We start from the raw sequence: 14,587 nt of genomic DNA on the forward strand, positions 1-14,587 counted from the left end.
GTGGAGCGGATGATGCGGGACGCGAAGATCACGCAGATCTACGAGGGGACCAACCAGGTCCAGCGGATCGTGATGGCCCGCAACCTCCCGTAACCCGCGCCGACACACCCCCGACGGCCGGGCCGGTCAGCCGCCCGGCCGTCGGGGGCCGACGCATCCTCCCGATGCTAAGTTCCGGTGAATGAGCGAGAAGGAAGAGCAGGACCAGCCCATGAACGACGGGCCCTCGAAGCCGGCGATGCGCGAGGCGCTGGTGGCCGCGGCCTTCGAGCTCTTCCTGGAGCGCGGCTTCGAACAGACGACCGTCGACGACATCGTGTCGCTGGCCGGCGTCGGCCGGCGCTCCTTCTTCCGCTACTTCCCGGCCAAGGAGGACGTGGTCTTCCCCGACCACGAGCGCAGCCTCGCCGAGATGACGGAGTTCCTGGAGTCCGGCACCGGCGAGGAGGACCCGGTCAGGCACGCCTGCGACGCCGCCCGCCTGGTCCTGCGGATGTACGCCGAGCAGCCCTCCTTCTCCGTCCAGCGCTACCGGCTGACCCGCAGGGTGCCCGGCCTGCGGGCGTACGAGCTGTCCGTGGTCTGGCGCTACGAGCACACCCTCGCCGCGTACCTGCGCGGCCGCTTCGCCGACCGCCCGGACGGCCCGTTGCGGGCGGACGTGATCGCCGCCGCCGTCGTCGCCGCGCACAACCACGCCCTGCGCACCTGGCTGCGTTCGGGCGGGGAGAGCGACTGGGTGGTCGAGGTGGACGCGGCGATGGCCTTCGTCACCGGCACCTGGGGCGACCGCCCGGCCGAGGGCGCCGCCGAGGGCGAGTCCGACGACGTCGTGGTCCTGGTCGCCAGCCGCCGGGCGCCGCTGTGGCGGATGGTCCAGGGCATCGAGAGCGCGCTGGGCACCGACGCCCGCCAGGTCTGACCCCCCACCCGGGCCGCCACCCTCGCCCCCACCCGTCCGTCACCCCCGCCCTCACCCGCTCGGAGCAGCCGGGTCCGCCGCGGCCCCGCTGACGGCCCGTGCGCCGTGCGGGGCTCCCGGCTCCGGGCGAGACTCGGTCGCAGGACGCGGCCTCCCGGGCAGCGGGCGGCCCGGGAGCGCGAGGGAGCGGCGATGCCGACGACGTCCCGGCAGCCGGACGGCGGTCCGACCCTGCACGAGGTGCTGAGGCACCGGGGCTACCTCCGCCTGCTGCTGCTCTCCGGGCTGGTCGGCGTCCCGGTCTCGCTGGCCGCGTTCGGCTTCGTCAGCCTGGAGCACGAACTCCAGCACTGGGTCTGGGAGAGCCTGCCGACGGCGGCCGGCTACGGGCGCGCCCCCTGGTGGTGGCCGTTGCCCGCGCTGTTTCTGGCCGGCCTGCTGCTCGCCCCGATCGTGACCCGGCTGCCCGGGCGCGGCGGCCACGTCCCGGTGGACGGGCTCGGCGGTCCGCCCACCCCGCCGGTCGCCGTCCCCGGTGTGGTGCTGGCCGCGCTCGCCGGCCTGCCGCTCGGCGTGGTGCTCGGCCCGGAGGCGCCGCTGATGGCGCTCGGCGGCGGGCTCGCCCTGCTCACCGTCCGGTCCGCCAGGCGGGCCGAACATCCGCAGCTGTTCGCGGTGTTGGGCACGGCGGGTGCGGCGGCGGCGATCTCCACCATCTTCGGCAGCCCGCTGGTGGCCGCCGTGATGGTGATCGAGGCGGCCGGGCTGGGCGGCCCGCAGCTGATCGCGCTGATCCTGCCCAGCCTGCTGGCCAGCGGGGTCGGTGCGCTGATCTTCACCGGCTTCGGCCACTGGACCGGCCTGGCGATCGGCGCGCTGTCGCTGCCGCACGTGCCGAAGAGCGGGGTGCCGGACGTGGCGGACTTCCTCTGGGGCGTCCCGCTGGCCGTCGCGATCGCCCTGTTCTGCGTGGTCGGCCAGAACGTCGGCCACCGGGTGAAGGCCCTCACCACGACCGGCACCGCCCGGCAGACCGCCGTGCGCACCGTGCTGTGCGCGGTCGCGGTCGGAGGCTGCCTCGCCGCGTACGCCCTGCTCACCGGGCGCTCCCCGGAAGAGGCCGCGCTCTCCGGACAGGCCACCCTGGCCGCGCTCGCCGCCGACCCGGCCGCCTGGTCGATCGCCGCGCTGCTCGCCCTCGCGCTCTGCAAGGGGCTGGGCTGGTCGATCGCCCTCGGAAGCCTGCGCGGAGGCCCGATCTTCCCGGCGCTCCTGCTCGGGGCGGCCCTCGGCATGGCCTGCGCACCGCTGCCCGGCTTCGGCACCGCGCCGGCCCTGGCCGTCGGCCTGGCGGCCTCCGGCGCCGCCGTCACCGGCCTGCCAGTCACCAGCGCCGTCCTCGCCGAGGCCCTGCTCGGCGGTGAGGCGGCGAACTCGATGCCGCTGCTGATCGTGTCCACGGTGGCGGCCTTCATCACCGCGGAGTGGCTGCGCGGGCGGCCGAGGCAGCAGACCGACCCGACCGGCCGAACGGAGGCGGTGGAAGTCGGCTGACGCCCGGCCCCCGTCCCCGGCCCTGGCCCCGGCCGTCCACGTCCGAGCCGGAGCGGGGAGTGGCGAGGGTGTGCTCCAGCCGACTGATCCTCAGAAATGGGCATACGAACTGTATTTCCGCTGGTAGGAGCGGCGATTCTGACGGGGCGTAAGGGCCGTACGGGTTCCGGCGTCGGTTGCGGCGGGATGCGGGGCGTGGCTCTCTGAAGTCGCGGGGGTGCGGAACGACACCGCCGCCTTCGAACCCCGAAACTCCGTGGAGGAGATCTGCATGCGTGCTTTCAAGCGTGTCCTGGCCGTCAGCGCCCTCACCGTCCCGCTGGTGATCGGTTGCGCCGGCCTGGCCTCGGCCCAGGAGGGCCTGGACGCGTCCTTCGGCAAGGGTCAGTTCATCGCCAACGAGAACGGTGCCGGCGTCGCCAGCACCCAGTCCTCCGTCAGCCCCGACGGGCTCTCGCACGCAGACTTCTGGATCTGGGCCGACGAGACCGGCGTCTACGGTTCCTTCACGGGCGCGGGCGCCACCTGGACCAAGGAGTGACCTGACCCTCGAATCCCCCTCGGAGTCCCCGCGGACCCCGAGGGGGATCCTCCCGTTCGCGGAGGAACGCTGAGGAACGCGGAGAAAGCCGGAGCCGAAAAGCAGAAAGGCCCCAGATCAACTGGGGCCTTTCGTTGGTGTCCGAGGGGGGACTTGAACCCCCACGCCCGATAAAGGGCACTAGCACCTCAAGCTAGCGCGTCTGCCATTCCGCCACCCGGACCGGGTGTCGTCCTCGCGGCTTCCGATCTCTCGTCCGTCGCGCTGACAGATGTAACTGTAGCAAAGATCGGCTTGGGGTCCCAAAACGGTTCCCGGAGGACCGGCGGGGCCGGTGGCGGGGGCAAGGGGCGGCGTGTGGCGGGGGCGTGACCAGGGGGTTTCGGGAGCGTGCGGGGGGTGGATCGGGATCGGGGGCTGGGGGAGGATGGGCGGACGTGCTCGTACGGCCCGGGTGCAGGTCCCGGGGGTGGCGCGCTGGTGCGTCGGTGCGGGCCCAAGACGAGGAGTGACCGTGAGCGAGCGGAGCGAGTCGGCGGCGCCGAAGGTGACGGCTGAGTCGGAGGTCGCCGAGATCTGTCGCGATCTGATCCGGATCGACACCAGCAACTACGGGGACGGCTCCGGGCCGGGCGAGCGGAAGGCCGCCGAGTACGTGGCCGAACAGCTCGCCGAGTTCGGGCTGGAGCCGAAGATCTTCGAGTCGGCCAAGGGGAGGGCCTCCACCGTGGTCCGGATCGAGGGCGAGGACCGCTCCCGCCCGGGCCTGCTGATCCACGGCCACACCGACGTGGTGCCGGCCAACGCCGCGGACTGGACGTACGACCCGTTCGGCGGCGAGATCGCGGACGGCTGCGTCTGGGGGCGCGGCGCGGTCGACATGAAGGACATGGACGCGATGACCCTGGCGGTCATCCGCGACCGGCTGCGCACCGGGCGCAAGCCCCCGCGCGACATCGTGCTGGCCTTCCTCGCCGACGAGGAGGCCGGCGGCACCTACGGGGCGCGCTTCCTGGTGGACAAGCACCCGGGGCTGTTCGAGGGCGTGACCGAGGCGATCGGCGAGGTCGGCGGCTTCTCCTTCACCGTCAACGACCAGGTCCGCCTCTACCTGGTGGAGACGGCCGAGAAGGGCATGCACTGGATGCGCCTGACGGTCGAGGGCCGGGCCGGCCACGGCTCGATGGAGAACGACGACAACGCGATCACCGAGCTGTGCGAGGCGGTCGCCCGGCTCGGCCGGCACCAGTTCCCGCTGCGGATCACCAAGACCGTCCGGGCCTTCCTGGACGAGCTGTCGGACGCGCTCGGGGTCGAGCTGGACCCGGAGAACATGGACGAGACGCTGCGCGTGCTCGGCGGCATCGCCAAGATGATCGGCACCACGCTGCGCAACACCGCCCAGCCGACCATGCTCGGCGCGGGCTACAAGGTGAACGTGATCCCCGGTCAGGCCACCGCGCACGTGGACGGGCGCTTCCTGCCCGGCTACGAGGAGGAGTTCCTGGCCGAGCTGGACAGCGTGCTCGGCCCGCGCGTGAAGCGCGAGAGCCTGCACTCGGACAAGGCGATCGAGACCGGCTTCGACGGTGCGCTCGTCGAGGCGATGCAGACCGCGCTGCGCGCCGAGGACCCGATCGCCCGCGCGGTGCCGTACTGCCTGTCGGGCGGGACGGACGCCAAGTCCTTCCAGGACCTGGGCATCCGCTGCTTCGGCTTCGCGCCGCTCCAGCTGCCGCCGGAGCTGGACTTCGCCGGGATGTTCCACGGGGTGGACGAGCGGGTGCCGGTGGACGGCCTGAAGTTCGGCGCCCGGGTGCTGGACCGCTTCATCGACGCCTGCTGAGCGCGTGCCGGGTGCCCAGCTGAGGGCACTGCCGGAGGCCTGATCAGGCGACTGGGTCGGCCCGTTCCCGGAGCTTCGGGAGCGGGCCGACCGCATTGTCCGAGCTGATGATTGTGGGATGGGAAACAGAAGATCGACAGAAGCGATTCTGCAGGAAATTCCAGGCTGATCATTTGTGCGAGGCCTCACCGCTGCGAGTGAATGGGAGATCCGTTCCGTACCCCGTTCGCCGCAGCGTCGTTCATCCCTGTGCAGCCCGCCGAACGGGTTGCGTTGTCCATACAGGAGGAATGATGAAGGTCAAGAAGATCGCCGCTGTCACCGCCGCCACCGGTGGCCTGGTGCTCGCCGCCGCCGGTGTCGCGTCGGCTCACGCCGGCGCCGGGGGTGTGGCCGCCGGTTCCCCGGGTGTCCTCTCCGGCAACCAGGTCCAGGTCCCGGTGCACATCCCGGTCAACGTCTGCGGCAACACCATCAGCGTCGTCGGCGTGCTGAACCCGGCGTTCGGCAACCACTGCGTCAACGTCTGAGTCGACCTCCGGGCCACCGGGGCCTGTTGGGCCGATTCGACCCGGCCCCCGGGCGGCGGACGCGCCGCACCGGGGGCGTTCGCGTCCCCGATGGATACACGGGGTCCGACACAATCGCTCGATCGGGTGAAGCCGATTCGTTCGACTCAACCTCCCCGTTGGCCCCTCGTTAACTCGTGTGCAGTCGAAGCCCTTGCGTGATTTACGGATCTACCGAAATTCCGACTGTTTTGAAGGTTCACGTCAAGGTCGACACGTCGTCTCGAAATGTCAGGGGAAAACATGAGGAATGTAGCCAAGAAGGGGATCCTCACGGCCGTGGCCACCGGCAGTGTGCTGGCCTCGACCGCCGGCTACGCCTACGCGGGGGGAGCCGAGGCACAGGGGGTCGCCGCCGGTTCGGCCGGCGTCGTCTCGGGTAACTCGGTGCAGGTGCCGATCGAGGCGCCGATCAATGTCTGCGGCAACACGCTCGACGTGGTCGGCCTGCTGAACCCGTCCTTCGGCAACCACTGCGCCAACGTCAACGGCGGCGGGGGTCACCACGCGTCCAAGCCCTCCCAGGGCGGCCAGCCCGGCGGCTCGGGTGCCACCGGCAGCGGCCAGGCCGGCAGCGGCACCGGCGGTTCCGGCACCACAGGGATTCCGGGTACCAGCGGGATCCCGGGCACCAGCGGTATCCCGGGTACGAGTGGGATCCCCGGCACCACCGGAGTCCCCGGCACCACGGGCATCCCGGGTACCGCGGGCATCCCGGACGCCGCCACGGTGCCGGGTGCGAGCGCCTCCGGTGTCGCCGCCAACTCGCCGGGCGTGCTCTCCGGCAACAGCGTCCAGGCGCCGGTCGACGTCCCGGTCAACGCCTGCGGCAACTCGGTGAACGTGGTCGGCGCCGCCAACCCGGCCTTCGGCAACGGGTGCGCCAACATCGAGCAGGCCGTCCCGGTCACCCCGGCCCCGCCGGCCGAGGGCTGCGCCGAGGCCTGCCCGACCCCGCCGCAGGTCTCCGCCGAGGAGGTGCCGAACGTCGCGCGCACCGGCGCTCCGGACACCGCCGCCGAGACCGCCGTCGCGGCGCCCGCCGCGGCTCCGGCCGCTCAGCTGGCCTCCACCGGCGCCGGGAACGTCGAGCTGCTCGGGGCCGCCGGTCTCGCGCTGCTGCTCGGCGGTGGCGTGCTCTACCGCCGGGCCCGCGCCGGCGTCCGCTGACCCGCTCGGCCGGGGATCGGGGCCCGTCGTCGGAATCGCGCCCGCGGGGCGAGTCCGAGGACGGGCCCCGCGGTGCGAGCCGTGCCAGGGCGGTGCGCACCGGCCGTGGGAACGGCGCACCCGCGGCCGCCGGGCGAACGGGCGGCCGCGGGTGCGTGAAAGCTCGGTGTGGGTTCCGCCAGGGGGCACGGTGCCCCGCCCGTCACCAGCTCCGGACCTGCCGGATGATCCGCCGCTTCAGCCGGACCGTCCGGCTGCCGTCGGGGAACAGCCTGAGCCGGTCGAGCTCCCAGTGCCCGTACTCGGCGTGCTCGGTGAGTAGTTGGCGCGCCGCGTTGCGGGTGGTGCCGCGCGGCATGCGCAGGGACTGGTACTCGTACTCCGGCTGCCGGACCGGCTTCCGTGGGATCAAAACGCTCCTCCTGGAGATCACCTGAAGGGCAAGCCTACGGCCTGCCCCGGACGGGCGGCCCGGGTGTTTCCGGCCGTCCTCCCGCGGGGGAGCGGCGGCCCGAGGGGGTGCCACCCGGGCCCGTCGACTGACAGTGCATCAGCCCCGTTGCCACTGTGGAGGGGATACCCCGATCCCGGCGCGCGAAGCGGCACCCGGACGGCCCCGGTGCGCGCCCTCCGCGCCCGCTTCGCGCCGGTGCCACGCGAGGACGAAAGGGAATGGATCGGACATCAGGGGGGAAGTTGCGGTGAAATCGCGGGTGTAGATGACAACCGCTGTGCGTACCGGCGTCGCGGGGAGATAGCGTCTGCACCATGTCTGATGCCGCGCAGCCCACCATTGCCGAGGTACGCGCCGCCGCTGAGGCGGTCAAGGCCGCCATCGACCGTCATCTGGAAGCGGTGTCAAGCCCCAACGCAGCCGACGATCCGGCCGTTTCCGCCGCCTACGAGCAGCTCGCGACGGCGGCCATCGCCTACGACCAGCTCCTGTACGAGGCCTACGACGAGGTCACGCCCTTCGAGATCCCGGGGGACGAGGGGCCCGGCGGGTACCACGGCCCCGAACAGCCCGAGGCGATCAGCGTGTTGATCCGCCGCGACTACCATGTCGTCGATTCCAAGCGGCTGCGTGCCCAGGCCGAGCGGCTGGACGAGTCGCTGACCCCGGGCGGGGCCGGCGCGGGCGGGGTGAACGCCGCGATCGGCGTGCTGTTCGGCGAGTACGAGCCCGACGAGATCGCCGCCCGCAGCGAGGAGTTCGGCCTGGAGGAGGCCGACTCGACGCTCTGGGTCGCGGCCGCCGAGCCGACGGAGCCGGGCGAGTGGCTGCCCGAACCCTTCGAGCACGCCGATCCGCAGCTGCTGATCTGCCGGTTCGACGTGAGCGAGGTCTACGACGACGAGGACCCGGACGACTGACGCCGTCCGGAAGACGGCCGACGGGCGGGCCCGGGATCACCGGGGCCCGCCCGTCGTGCGTTTGCGCCTCAGTACTCCGAGGCCGCGGTGTTCTCGGCGAGGACCGCCCGCAGCCGGGTGGTGCGCGGCTGCGCCTGGCGCTCGGCGACGGCCTGGGCGAGCGCCGGGCCCGCCGCGTGCACCACGGACAGGTGCCGCTCGCCGCGGCCGAAGGCGGTGTAGACCCACTGCCGGGTCAGGGCGGGGGCGGCGTCCTCCGGAAGCACCACCACCGCGCCCGGCCAGCGCCGGCCGAGGGCCTGGTGGACGGTCAGCGCCCAGCCGTGCCGCAGCCGGGCGGCCTCGGCGGGCGGGACGGTCCGGCGCGAGCCGTCGGCGTACTCCAGGTGCAGACCGGTGGCGTCGCCGTCCAGCACCCGGGCCGGGCGGGTGACGCCGGGGGTGGGGGAGTCGACCACCCGGTCGCCCGGGTCGAAGCCGCCGAACCGGCCGGGGCCGGGGTTGAGCCTGGCCTTGGCGGCGGCGTTCAGCGCGCGGGTGCCGGCCGGGCCGCCGTGGCCCGGGGTGAGCAGCACCACCTGCTCGACCGGGATGCCCAGCGCGCGCGGGATGGAGTCGGTGAGCAGCTGGACGGCCCGGTGGACGGCCTCGCCGGCGTCCTTGGCGGTCAGGATGACCACCTCCTTGTCCGGCGCCTCGACCGGCTGGAGCTCGCCGATGCCGACACCGGAGACCAACTCGCCGATCGGGCCGAAGTCCGGGGTGCGGGAGGCGACCGCCGGGCAGGCCTTGGCGGCCAGCAGGTCGGCGAAGAACCGGCCGGGGCCGGCCGACCAGAGCTGGCCCGGGTCGCCGCTGAGCACCAGCCGGGTGCCGTCGGCCAGCGACTCCAGGACGGTGGCGGCCAGTTCGACGTCCAGCAGCGGGGCGTCCAGCACGACCAGCAGGTCGAGGGCGAGCGTGCCGTCCGGGGCGCGGCCGGGGCCGGCAGCGCCGGAGAGCAGGTCGGCGAGGGTGACCACGGGGGCCTCACCACCGGCGCCCGGGCCGGCGAGCGCGGCGAGCGAGTCCCGGCCCTGGTCGGTCCAGGTGGCGGCCCAGGCCCGCAGCCCGAGGCCGCGGGCGGCGGTGACCAGCGCGGCAGGCTCGGCGCGGGCCGCCTCGCCGCCGGTGTGCAGCACCAGGGCGTGCTCGGCGACGGCCTTGACCAGGGCGGTCGCGGAGGAGGACGGTGCGGCCCCGGCGGCGGCCGCCCAGGCGGTCGGGCCGGGGTCGACGGGGGTCTGCTCGGCGGAGCCCTCGGCGGGGGCGGCCGCTTCGCCGGCCCCGGCCCCGGTCTCGTCCTCGGCCTTGTCCTCGGCCTTGTCCTCGGCCCCGGTCTCGTCGGGGACCTCGGCCTCCTCCGGGTCCTCGCCCGGTACGAAGGTGGCCATCAGCTGGAGCAGCTTCTCGGCGAGGCTGTCCTCGGCCATCGCCAGCCCCTCCAGCGCGAGCAGCGTGCGGGTCGGCGCCTCGTCCTCGTCGCCGCCCGGCGTGTGCGCCTCGGCGCCGGTCAGCTCCTCCTGGAAGGGCAGCACCCGCCCGTCCGCGACGGCGGCCTGGATCGCGGTGGCCGGGTCGGGCATCCGGAGCCGGGTGAGCCCGGCCGCGACCTCGGGCAGTTCCAGGGCCGAGTGCCCGCGCAGCGCCGCCTGCTCCAGCAGCCACGGCACCAGCGCCCGGGCGCGGCGCTCGTCGCCCGGGGCGGCATCGGGGCCGAGCAGCTTCTGGGCGAAGCCGTCCGCGTGCTCGGGTCGGACGCCGGGCAGGCCCAGCACCGCCCACGGGTCGTCGCGCAGCCGCTCGGGGGCCTCCTCGCCGAGCGCGGCCACGGCGGCGGCCGCCAGCTCGGCCGGGGCGCCGCCGGCGGCCAGCACCTCGGCGGTGGCGCGCAGCGCGTCGCCGTGCTGCCGCTCGGGCACCGCGGCGGCGGGGGTGGCGGCGACCGGGGCGGCCGCCGCAGGAGCCTGCGGTCCGGACGCGGCGGACTCTGCCCCCGCGGGCCCCGACGCCTGCGGCCCCGAGGCCTGCGGCGCGGGGATCCGTGCGGCCGGGGCCGCGGCCCCGGGCCCCTGGGCGGCGATCTCCCGCATCCGCCGTGCCAGCTCGGCGACCTTCGCGGCCTTCTCCTCCGGGGTCAGCTGGGCCCCGTCGGTCACCTCCGGAGCGCCGTTCCCCGTGTCAGTCATCGTCGTCCGCTCCAAAGGTCACTCCACTGCAGGTTCTGCTCGACAACCCGGGCCCGGGGTCACAGCTCGGTCCACCCCTGGTCCGGGTAGTGGTGCACCGGCGACGAGATGTCGTCCAGCGCGCCACGGATCTCATCCGGAAGCGTAAGCGCCTCCACCGACAGCGCCGCCTGCAGCTGGGCCACCGTCCGCGCCCCGACCAGGGCGCTCGCCACCCCGGGCCGGTCCCGGACCCAGGCCAGCGCGACCTCCAGCGGGGTGCTGGCGAGCCCGTCGGCGGCGGTGGCGAGGGCGTCCACGATCCGCCGCGAGCGCTCTCCGAGGTAGGGCTGGACGAACCCGGTCAGGTACGGCGAGGCGCCGCGCGAGTCCTGCGGGATGCCGTGCCGGTACTTGCCGGTGAGCACCCCGCGCCCGAGCGGCGAGCCGGCCAGCACCCCGACCCCGGCGTCCAGCGCGGCGGGCAGGGCCTCCCGCTCGATGCCGCGCTGGAGCAGCGAGTACTCCAGCTGCGCCCCGGCCAGCGGCACCCGTCCGTGGTGGGCGTGCTGCCAGGTGGCGGCCTTGGCGAGCTGCCAGCCGCTGAAGTCGCAGACCCCGACGTAGCGGGCGCGCCCGGAGGAGACGGCGATGTCGAGGGCGTTGAGCGTCTCCTCGACCGGGGTGGCCGGGTCGAAGGAGTGCACCTGCCACAGGTCGACGTGGTCCGTGCCGAGCCGGCGCAGCGAGGCGTCCAGGGCGGCGAGCAGGTGGCCGCGCGAGCCGTCGAAGCGGCGGGCGGACTCGGGGGCGCTGCCGGCCTTGGTGGCGATGACGAGTTCGGAGCGCGGGATCAGGTTGTCGGTGAGCCGGGAGATCAGGTACTCGGCGCCGCCGTCCGCGTACACGTCGGCGGTGTCGACCAGGTTGCCGCCGGCGTCGACGAACTCCTTGAGCTGCTCCGCGGCCTCCTGCTCGTCGGTGTCCCGGCCCCAGGTCATGGTGCCGAGGCCGAGTCGGGAGACCTGCAGGCCGGTACGGCCGAGGTGACGCTTGTCCATCGGACGGGCCCTTCACTGGCCGGTGGCCCCGGGAGCCCCGGAAGCCGTGTAAACGCGCAGGTGGGGAGAGTGCTCCCCGCCCCGGCCGAGCGTAGCGGTCGGGGCCCGGACAGGGGTGCAGACCCGCAGAACGATCACTGCGGCACGAACCCGCGCGACTGTGACCCAGACCACCCCTACCGGTCAGTAGCATGTCCGGCGCGGGCGCGGTTACCCTCGCCACAACCCCAACCCACTGGAAGGTGCGGCAGATGCGACTCGGGATCAACCTCGGCTACTGGGGACTCGGCATGGACGCCGACAACATCGCCGTGGCCCAGGAGGCGGACCGGCTCGGCTACTCCGTCTGCTGGGCGGCGGAGGCGTACGGCTCGGACGCCGCGACGGTGCTCAGCTTCGTCGCCGCGAAGACCGAGCGGATCGACGTCGGCTCGGCCATCTTCCAGATCCCGGCGCGTACCCCGGCGATGACCGCGATGACCGCCGCCACCCTGGACACCCTGTCCGGCGGCCGGTTCCGGCTCGGCCTCGGCGTCTCCGGCCCGCAGGTGTCCGAGGGCTGGTACGGCGTGAAGTTCGACAAGCCGCTCGCCCGCACCCGCGAGTACGTGGAGATCATCCGCAAGGCGATGTCCCGCGAGCGCCTGGTGCACGAGGGCGCCAACTGGACGCTGCCGCTGCCCGGCGGCCCCGGCAAGCCGATCAAGCTCACCGTGCACCCGGTGCGCGAGCACATCCCGCTGTACATCGCCGCGATCGGTCCGAAGAACCTGGAGCTGACCGGTGAGATCGCCGACGGCTGGCTCGGCATCTTCTTCTCGCCCGAGCACTCCGCGCTCTCCCTCGACCCGCTGACGGCGGGCCGCGCCAAGGCCGGGAAGACGCTGGAGGGCTTCGACCTCTGCCCGACGGTGAACCTCGCCGTCGGCGAGGACATCAAGGCCGGGGTCGACGGCCTGCGTTCCTACGCCGCGCTCTACATCGGCGGCATGGGCAGCAAGGAGAAGAACTTCTACAACCAGCTCGCCCGGCGGATGGGCTACGAGCAGGCCGCCGACGAGGTCCAGGAGAAGTACCTGGCCAGGGACTACGCGGGCGCCGCGGCCGCCGTCCCGCACGACCTGATCGACGCCACCTCGCTGATCGGCGACACCGCCCGGATCGCCGACCGGATGCAGGCCTACGCCGACGCCGGCGTCACCACGCTCACCCTGGCCCCGTCCGGCTTCACCCTGGACGAGCGGATCCGGGCGCTGCGCACCGGCGTCGAGGCGCTGGAGCGGGCCGGCCTGGCCTGACCGGCCCGCCCGGTCGGGCCCGGTGGCCGGTCGTCAAGCGGTACTACAGCCAGTCGTGCCGCTTGAACACCCGGTGCAGCACCAGGCAGACCACCAGCATCAGCACCAGCACCGCCGGGTACCCCCAGACCTGGCGCAGCTCGGGCATGTGCTCGAAGTTCATCCCGTAGATGCCCGCGATCATCGTCGGTACGGCGGCCAGTGCCGCCCAGGCCGAGATCTTCCGCATGTCGTTGTTCTGCTGGACGCTGACCTGCGCCAGGTTGGCGTTCAGGATGTCGGACAGCAGCCGGTCCATGCCCTCCACCTGGTCGTTCACCCGGGCCACGTGGTCGGCGACGTCCCGCAGGTAGGGCGCGGTCTCGGGGCGGACGAAGCGGGCGCCGCGCTCCAGGGCCAGCATCGGCTCCACCAGCGGGCCGACGGCCCGGCGTACGGACATCACCTGGCGCTTGTAGCCGTAGATCCGGCCGGCGGTGTCGCTGCCGACCCGGCCGGGGGAGAAGATGTCCGCCTCCAGCTCGTCCAGGTCGGACTGGAGCGCGGCCGCCACGTCCACGTAGCCGTCCACGATGGTGTCGCAGACCTGGTGCAGCACCGAGCTGGGCCCGTACCGCAGTTGCTCGGGATCCTGTTCCAGGGCGGCCCGCAGGCCGCTGAGCGGACTGTCCTCGCCGTGCCGGACGGTCATCACGAAGTCCGGGCCGAGGAAGACCATCACCTCGCCGACCGTGACGACGTGCCCGCCGGGGTGGTAGCCGAGGGTCTTCAGGGCGACGAACAGCGAGCCCTGGTAGGCCTCCACCTTGGGGCGCTGGTGGGCGCTGACGGCATCCTCGACGGCCAGCGGGTGCAGTGCGAACTCCTTTCCGACGCGGCCGAGTTCCTCGGTGGTGGGCTCGAACAGGCCTATCCAGACGAAGCCGCCCGGACCGGCCGCGCGGGCGGCGGCGAGCGCGCCGGCGGGATCCTCGGGGGCCTCGATCCGGCGGCCGTCGTGGTAGGCGGCGCAGTGGACGATCATGGGGGCCATTGTCACCCGGGCGGGGCCGACCGGCACGGATCCGGGGCAACCAGGGCCTGTCTCCTGGATCCTTGCCTGATCCGACGAAACCCAGGAGACAGGCCCGAGGCCCACCGGGCGGGACGTCCGGAAGGGAGAGCGGGGCCCACCGTGGAGCCCGGAGGCCGTAGGCTGACCCCATGCCCACGCTGCTGCTCGTCCGTCACGGCCGCTCCACCGCGAACACCGCCGGAATCCTGGCCGGTTGGACGCCCGGCGTGGACCTCGACGACACCGGTCGGGCGCAGGCCGCCGCGCTCGCCGGCCGGCTGGCCGGCATCCCGCTGGTGCAGGCGGTCAGCAGCCCGTTGGAGCGCTGCCGGCAGACGTTGGAGCCGCTGCTGGCGGTCCGTCCCGAGCTGGGCCCGCCGACCGAGGACGAGCGGCTGGGGGAGTGCGACTACGGCGACTGGACCGGCCGGCCGCTGGCCGAGCTGGCCAAGGAGCCGCTCTGGCGTACGGTGCAGGACCATGCCGCGGCGGCCGCCTTCCCCGGCGGGGAGTCGCTGCGCGCGCTGAGCCACCGTACGGTGGACGCGGTGCGCGAGTGGAACCGGAAGATCGCCGCCGAGCACGGCGAGGACACGGTCTGGGTCGCCTGCTCGCACGGGGACGTGATCAAGGCCGTGGTGGCCGACGCGCTCGGGCTGCACCTGGACCACTTCCAGCGGATCAGCGTCGAGCCCTGTTCGGTCACCGCGATCCGCTACACCGCCCAACGGCCCTTCGTGCTGAGGATGGGTGACACCGGCGACCTCGCCTCGCTCGCCCCCAGGCCCCGTCCGGCCGAGGCCACCCCGGCCGGCGACGCGGTGGTCGGCGGCACCGTCTGAGTCGCGCCGCCGACGGGCCGCCCGGGGAGGCACCGTCCGGGCGGCACCGTCCGCTTCCCCGGGTGCCACCCCGCCCGCGGCCGTCGGCTCGGCTCCCCGGCCGGAGCCCGAAGGTCGTAGGGTGACTGATGAGTCCATCCGGCCGCGAT

At 73.7% G+C, this 14,587-nt stretch carries 14 protein-coding genes and 1 tRNA gene; 10 read left to right on the forward strand and 5 right to left on the reverse strand.

Features of this window, described 5'->3' with window-relative positions; translation table 11 throughout:
• From ACGF0D_RS05630 to ACGF0D_RS05645, 4 genes are all read left to right on the forward strand, one after another.
• A partial coding sequence (locus tag ACGF0D_RS05630) for an acyl-CoA dehydrogenase family protein (protein ID WP_132919430.1) occupies window positions 1-93 on the forward strand: 93 nt, incomplete at its 5' end.
• Window positions 94-238: 145 nt separating this feature from the next.
• Window positions 239-922: a TetR family transcriptional regulator gene (locus ACGF0D_RS05635; protein WP_392914204.1), complete on the forward strand. Its 684-nt coding sequence runs from the start codon at window positions 239-241 to the stop codon at window positions 920-922.
• 192 nt (window positions 923-1,114) lie between these two features.
• A complete protein-coding gene (locus ACGF0D_RS05640; protein ID WP_392874308.1) occupies window positions 1,115-2,476 on the forward strand; it encodes a chloride channel protein in 1,362 nt (453 codons plus the stop codon).
• Window positions 2,477-2,747: 271 nt separating this feature from the next.
• Window positions 2,748-3,017 carry a hypothetical protein gene (locus ACGF0D_RS05645; protein WP_392874311.1) on the forward strand — a complete coding sequence of 90 codons (270 nt, stop codon included), beginning with the start codon at window positions 2,748-2,750 and terminating at the stop codon, window positions 3,015-3,017.
• A gap of 135 nt (window positions 3,018-3,152) precedes the next feature.
• Here the strand turns inward: ACGF0D_RS05645 and ACGF0D_RS05650 are convergent.
• Window positions 3,153-3,240, reverse strand: a tRNA-Leu gene (locus tag ACGF0D_RS05650).
• Window positions 3,241-3,531: 291 nt separating this feature from the next.
• Between ACGF0D_RS05650 and ACGF0D_RS05655 the strand changes: the two genes are divergently transcribed.
• From ACGF0D_RS05655 to ACGF0D_RS05665, 3 genes are all read left to right on the forward strand, one after another.
• On the forward strand, window positions 3,532-4,863 hold the full coding sequence (locus ACGF0D_RS05655) for a M20/M25/M40 family metallo-hydrolase (protein ID WP_392914098.1): 1,332 nt from the start codon (window positions 3,532-3,534) through the stop codon (window positions 4,861-4,863).
• 293 nt (window positions 4,864-5,156) lie between these two features.
• Entirely contained in the window at window positions 5,157-5,393 is a 237-nt protein-coding gene (locus ACGF0D_RS05660; protein WP_392914099.1) for a chaplin, read from the forward strand.
• A gap of 282 nt (window positions 5,394-5,675) precedes the next feature.
• Window positions 5,676-6,602 (forward strand): chaplin, encoded by a 927-nt coding sequence (locus ACGF0D_RS05665; protein WP_392914100.1) that lies wholly within the window; start codon window positions 5,676-5,678, stop codon window positions 6,600-6,602.
• Between the two features lie 202 nt (window positions 6,603-6,804).
• On the opposite strand, the gene ACGF0D_RS05670 is transcribed toward ACGF0D_RS05665, so the two are convergent.
• Entirely contained in the window at window positions 6,805-7,011 is a 207-nt protein-coding gene (locus tag ACGF0D_RS05670; RefSeq protein WP_360261758.1) for a DUF5703 family protein, read from the reverse strand.
• 359 nt (window positions 7,012-7,370) lie between these two features.
• On the opposite strand from ACGF0D_RS05670, the gene ACGF0D_RS05675 reads away from it, so the two are divergent.
• Window positions 7,371-7,976 (forward strand): hypothetical protein, encoded by a 606-nt coding sequence (locus ACGF0D_RS05675; RefSeq protein WP_392874322.1) that lies wholly within the window; start codon window positions 7,371-7,373, stop codon window positions 7,974-7,976.
• A 68-nt stretch (window positions 7,977-8,044) separates the two neighbouring features.
• Here ACGF0D_RS05675 and ACGF0D_RS05680 read toward each other — a convergent pair whose 3' ends face one another.
• Together ACGF0D_RS05680 and ACGF0D_RS05685 are read right to left on the reverse strand one after the other, a co-directional pair.
• Complete coding sequence (locus ACGF0D_RS05680; RefSeq protein ID WP_392914101.1) at window positions 8,045-10,204, reverse strand: helix-hairpin-helix domain-containing protein; 2,160 nt, start codon at window positions 10,202-10,204, stop codon at window positions 8,045-8,047.
• A 59-nt stretch (window positions 10,205-10,263) separates the two neighbouring features.
• Entirely contained in the window at window positions 10,264-11,244 is a 981-nt protein-coding gene (locus tag ACGF0D_RS05685; protein ID WP_392874328.1) for an aldo/keto reductase, read from the reverse strand.
• 251 nt (window positions 11,245-11,495) lie between these two features.
• On the opposite strand from ACGF0D_RS05685, the gene ACGF0D_RS05690 reads away from it, so the two are divergent.
• Window positions 11,496-12,542 carry an LLM class F420-dependent oxidoreductase gene (locus ACGF0D_RS05690; protein WP_392874331.1) on the forward strand — a complete coding sequence of 349 codons (1,047 nt, stop codon included), beginning with the start codon at window positions 11,496-11,498 and terminating at the stop codon, window positions 12,540-12,542.
• Between the two features lie 43 nt (window positions 12,543-12,585).
• On the opposite strand, the gene ACGF0D_RS05695 is transcribed toward ACGF0D_RS05690, so the two are convergent.
• Complete coding sequence (locus tag ACGF0D_RS05695) at window positions 12,586-13,566, reverse strand: magnesium and cobalt transport protein CorA (RefSeq protein WP_392874334.1); 981 nt, start codon at window positions 13,564-13,566, stop codon at window positions 12,586-12,588.
• 179 nt (window positions 13,567-13,745) lie between these two features.
• Between ACGF0D_RS05695 and ACGF0D_RS05700 the strand changes: the two genes are divergently transcribed.
• Window positions 13,746-14,438 (forward strand): MSMEG_4193 family putative phosphomutase, encoded by a 693-nt coding sequence (locus tag ACGF0D_RS05700; protein ID WP_392914102.1) that lies wholly within the window; start codon window positions 13,746-13,748, stop codon window positions 14,436-14,438.
• Window positions 14,439-14,587: the final 149 nt, after the last annotated feature.

The sequence above is a fragment of the Kitasatospora sp. NPDC048298 genome (genome assembly GCF_043201465.1).
GTDB lineage: Bacteria > Actinomycetota > Actinomycetes > Streptomycetales > Streptomycetaceae > Kitasatospora.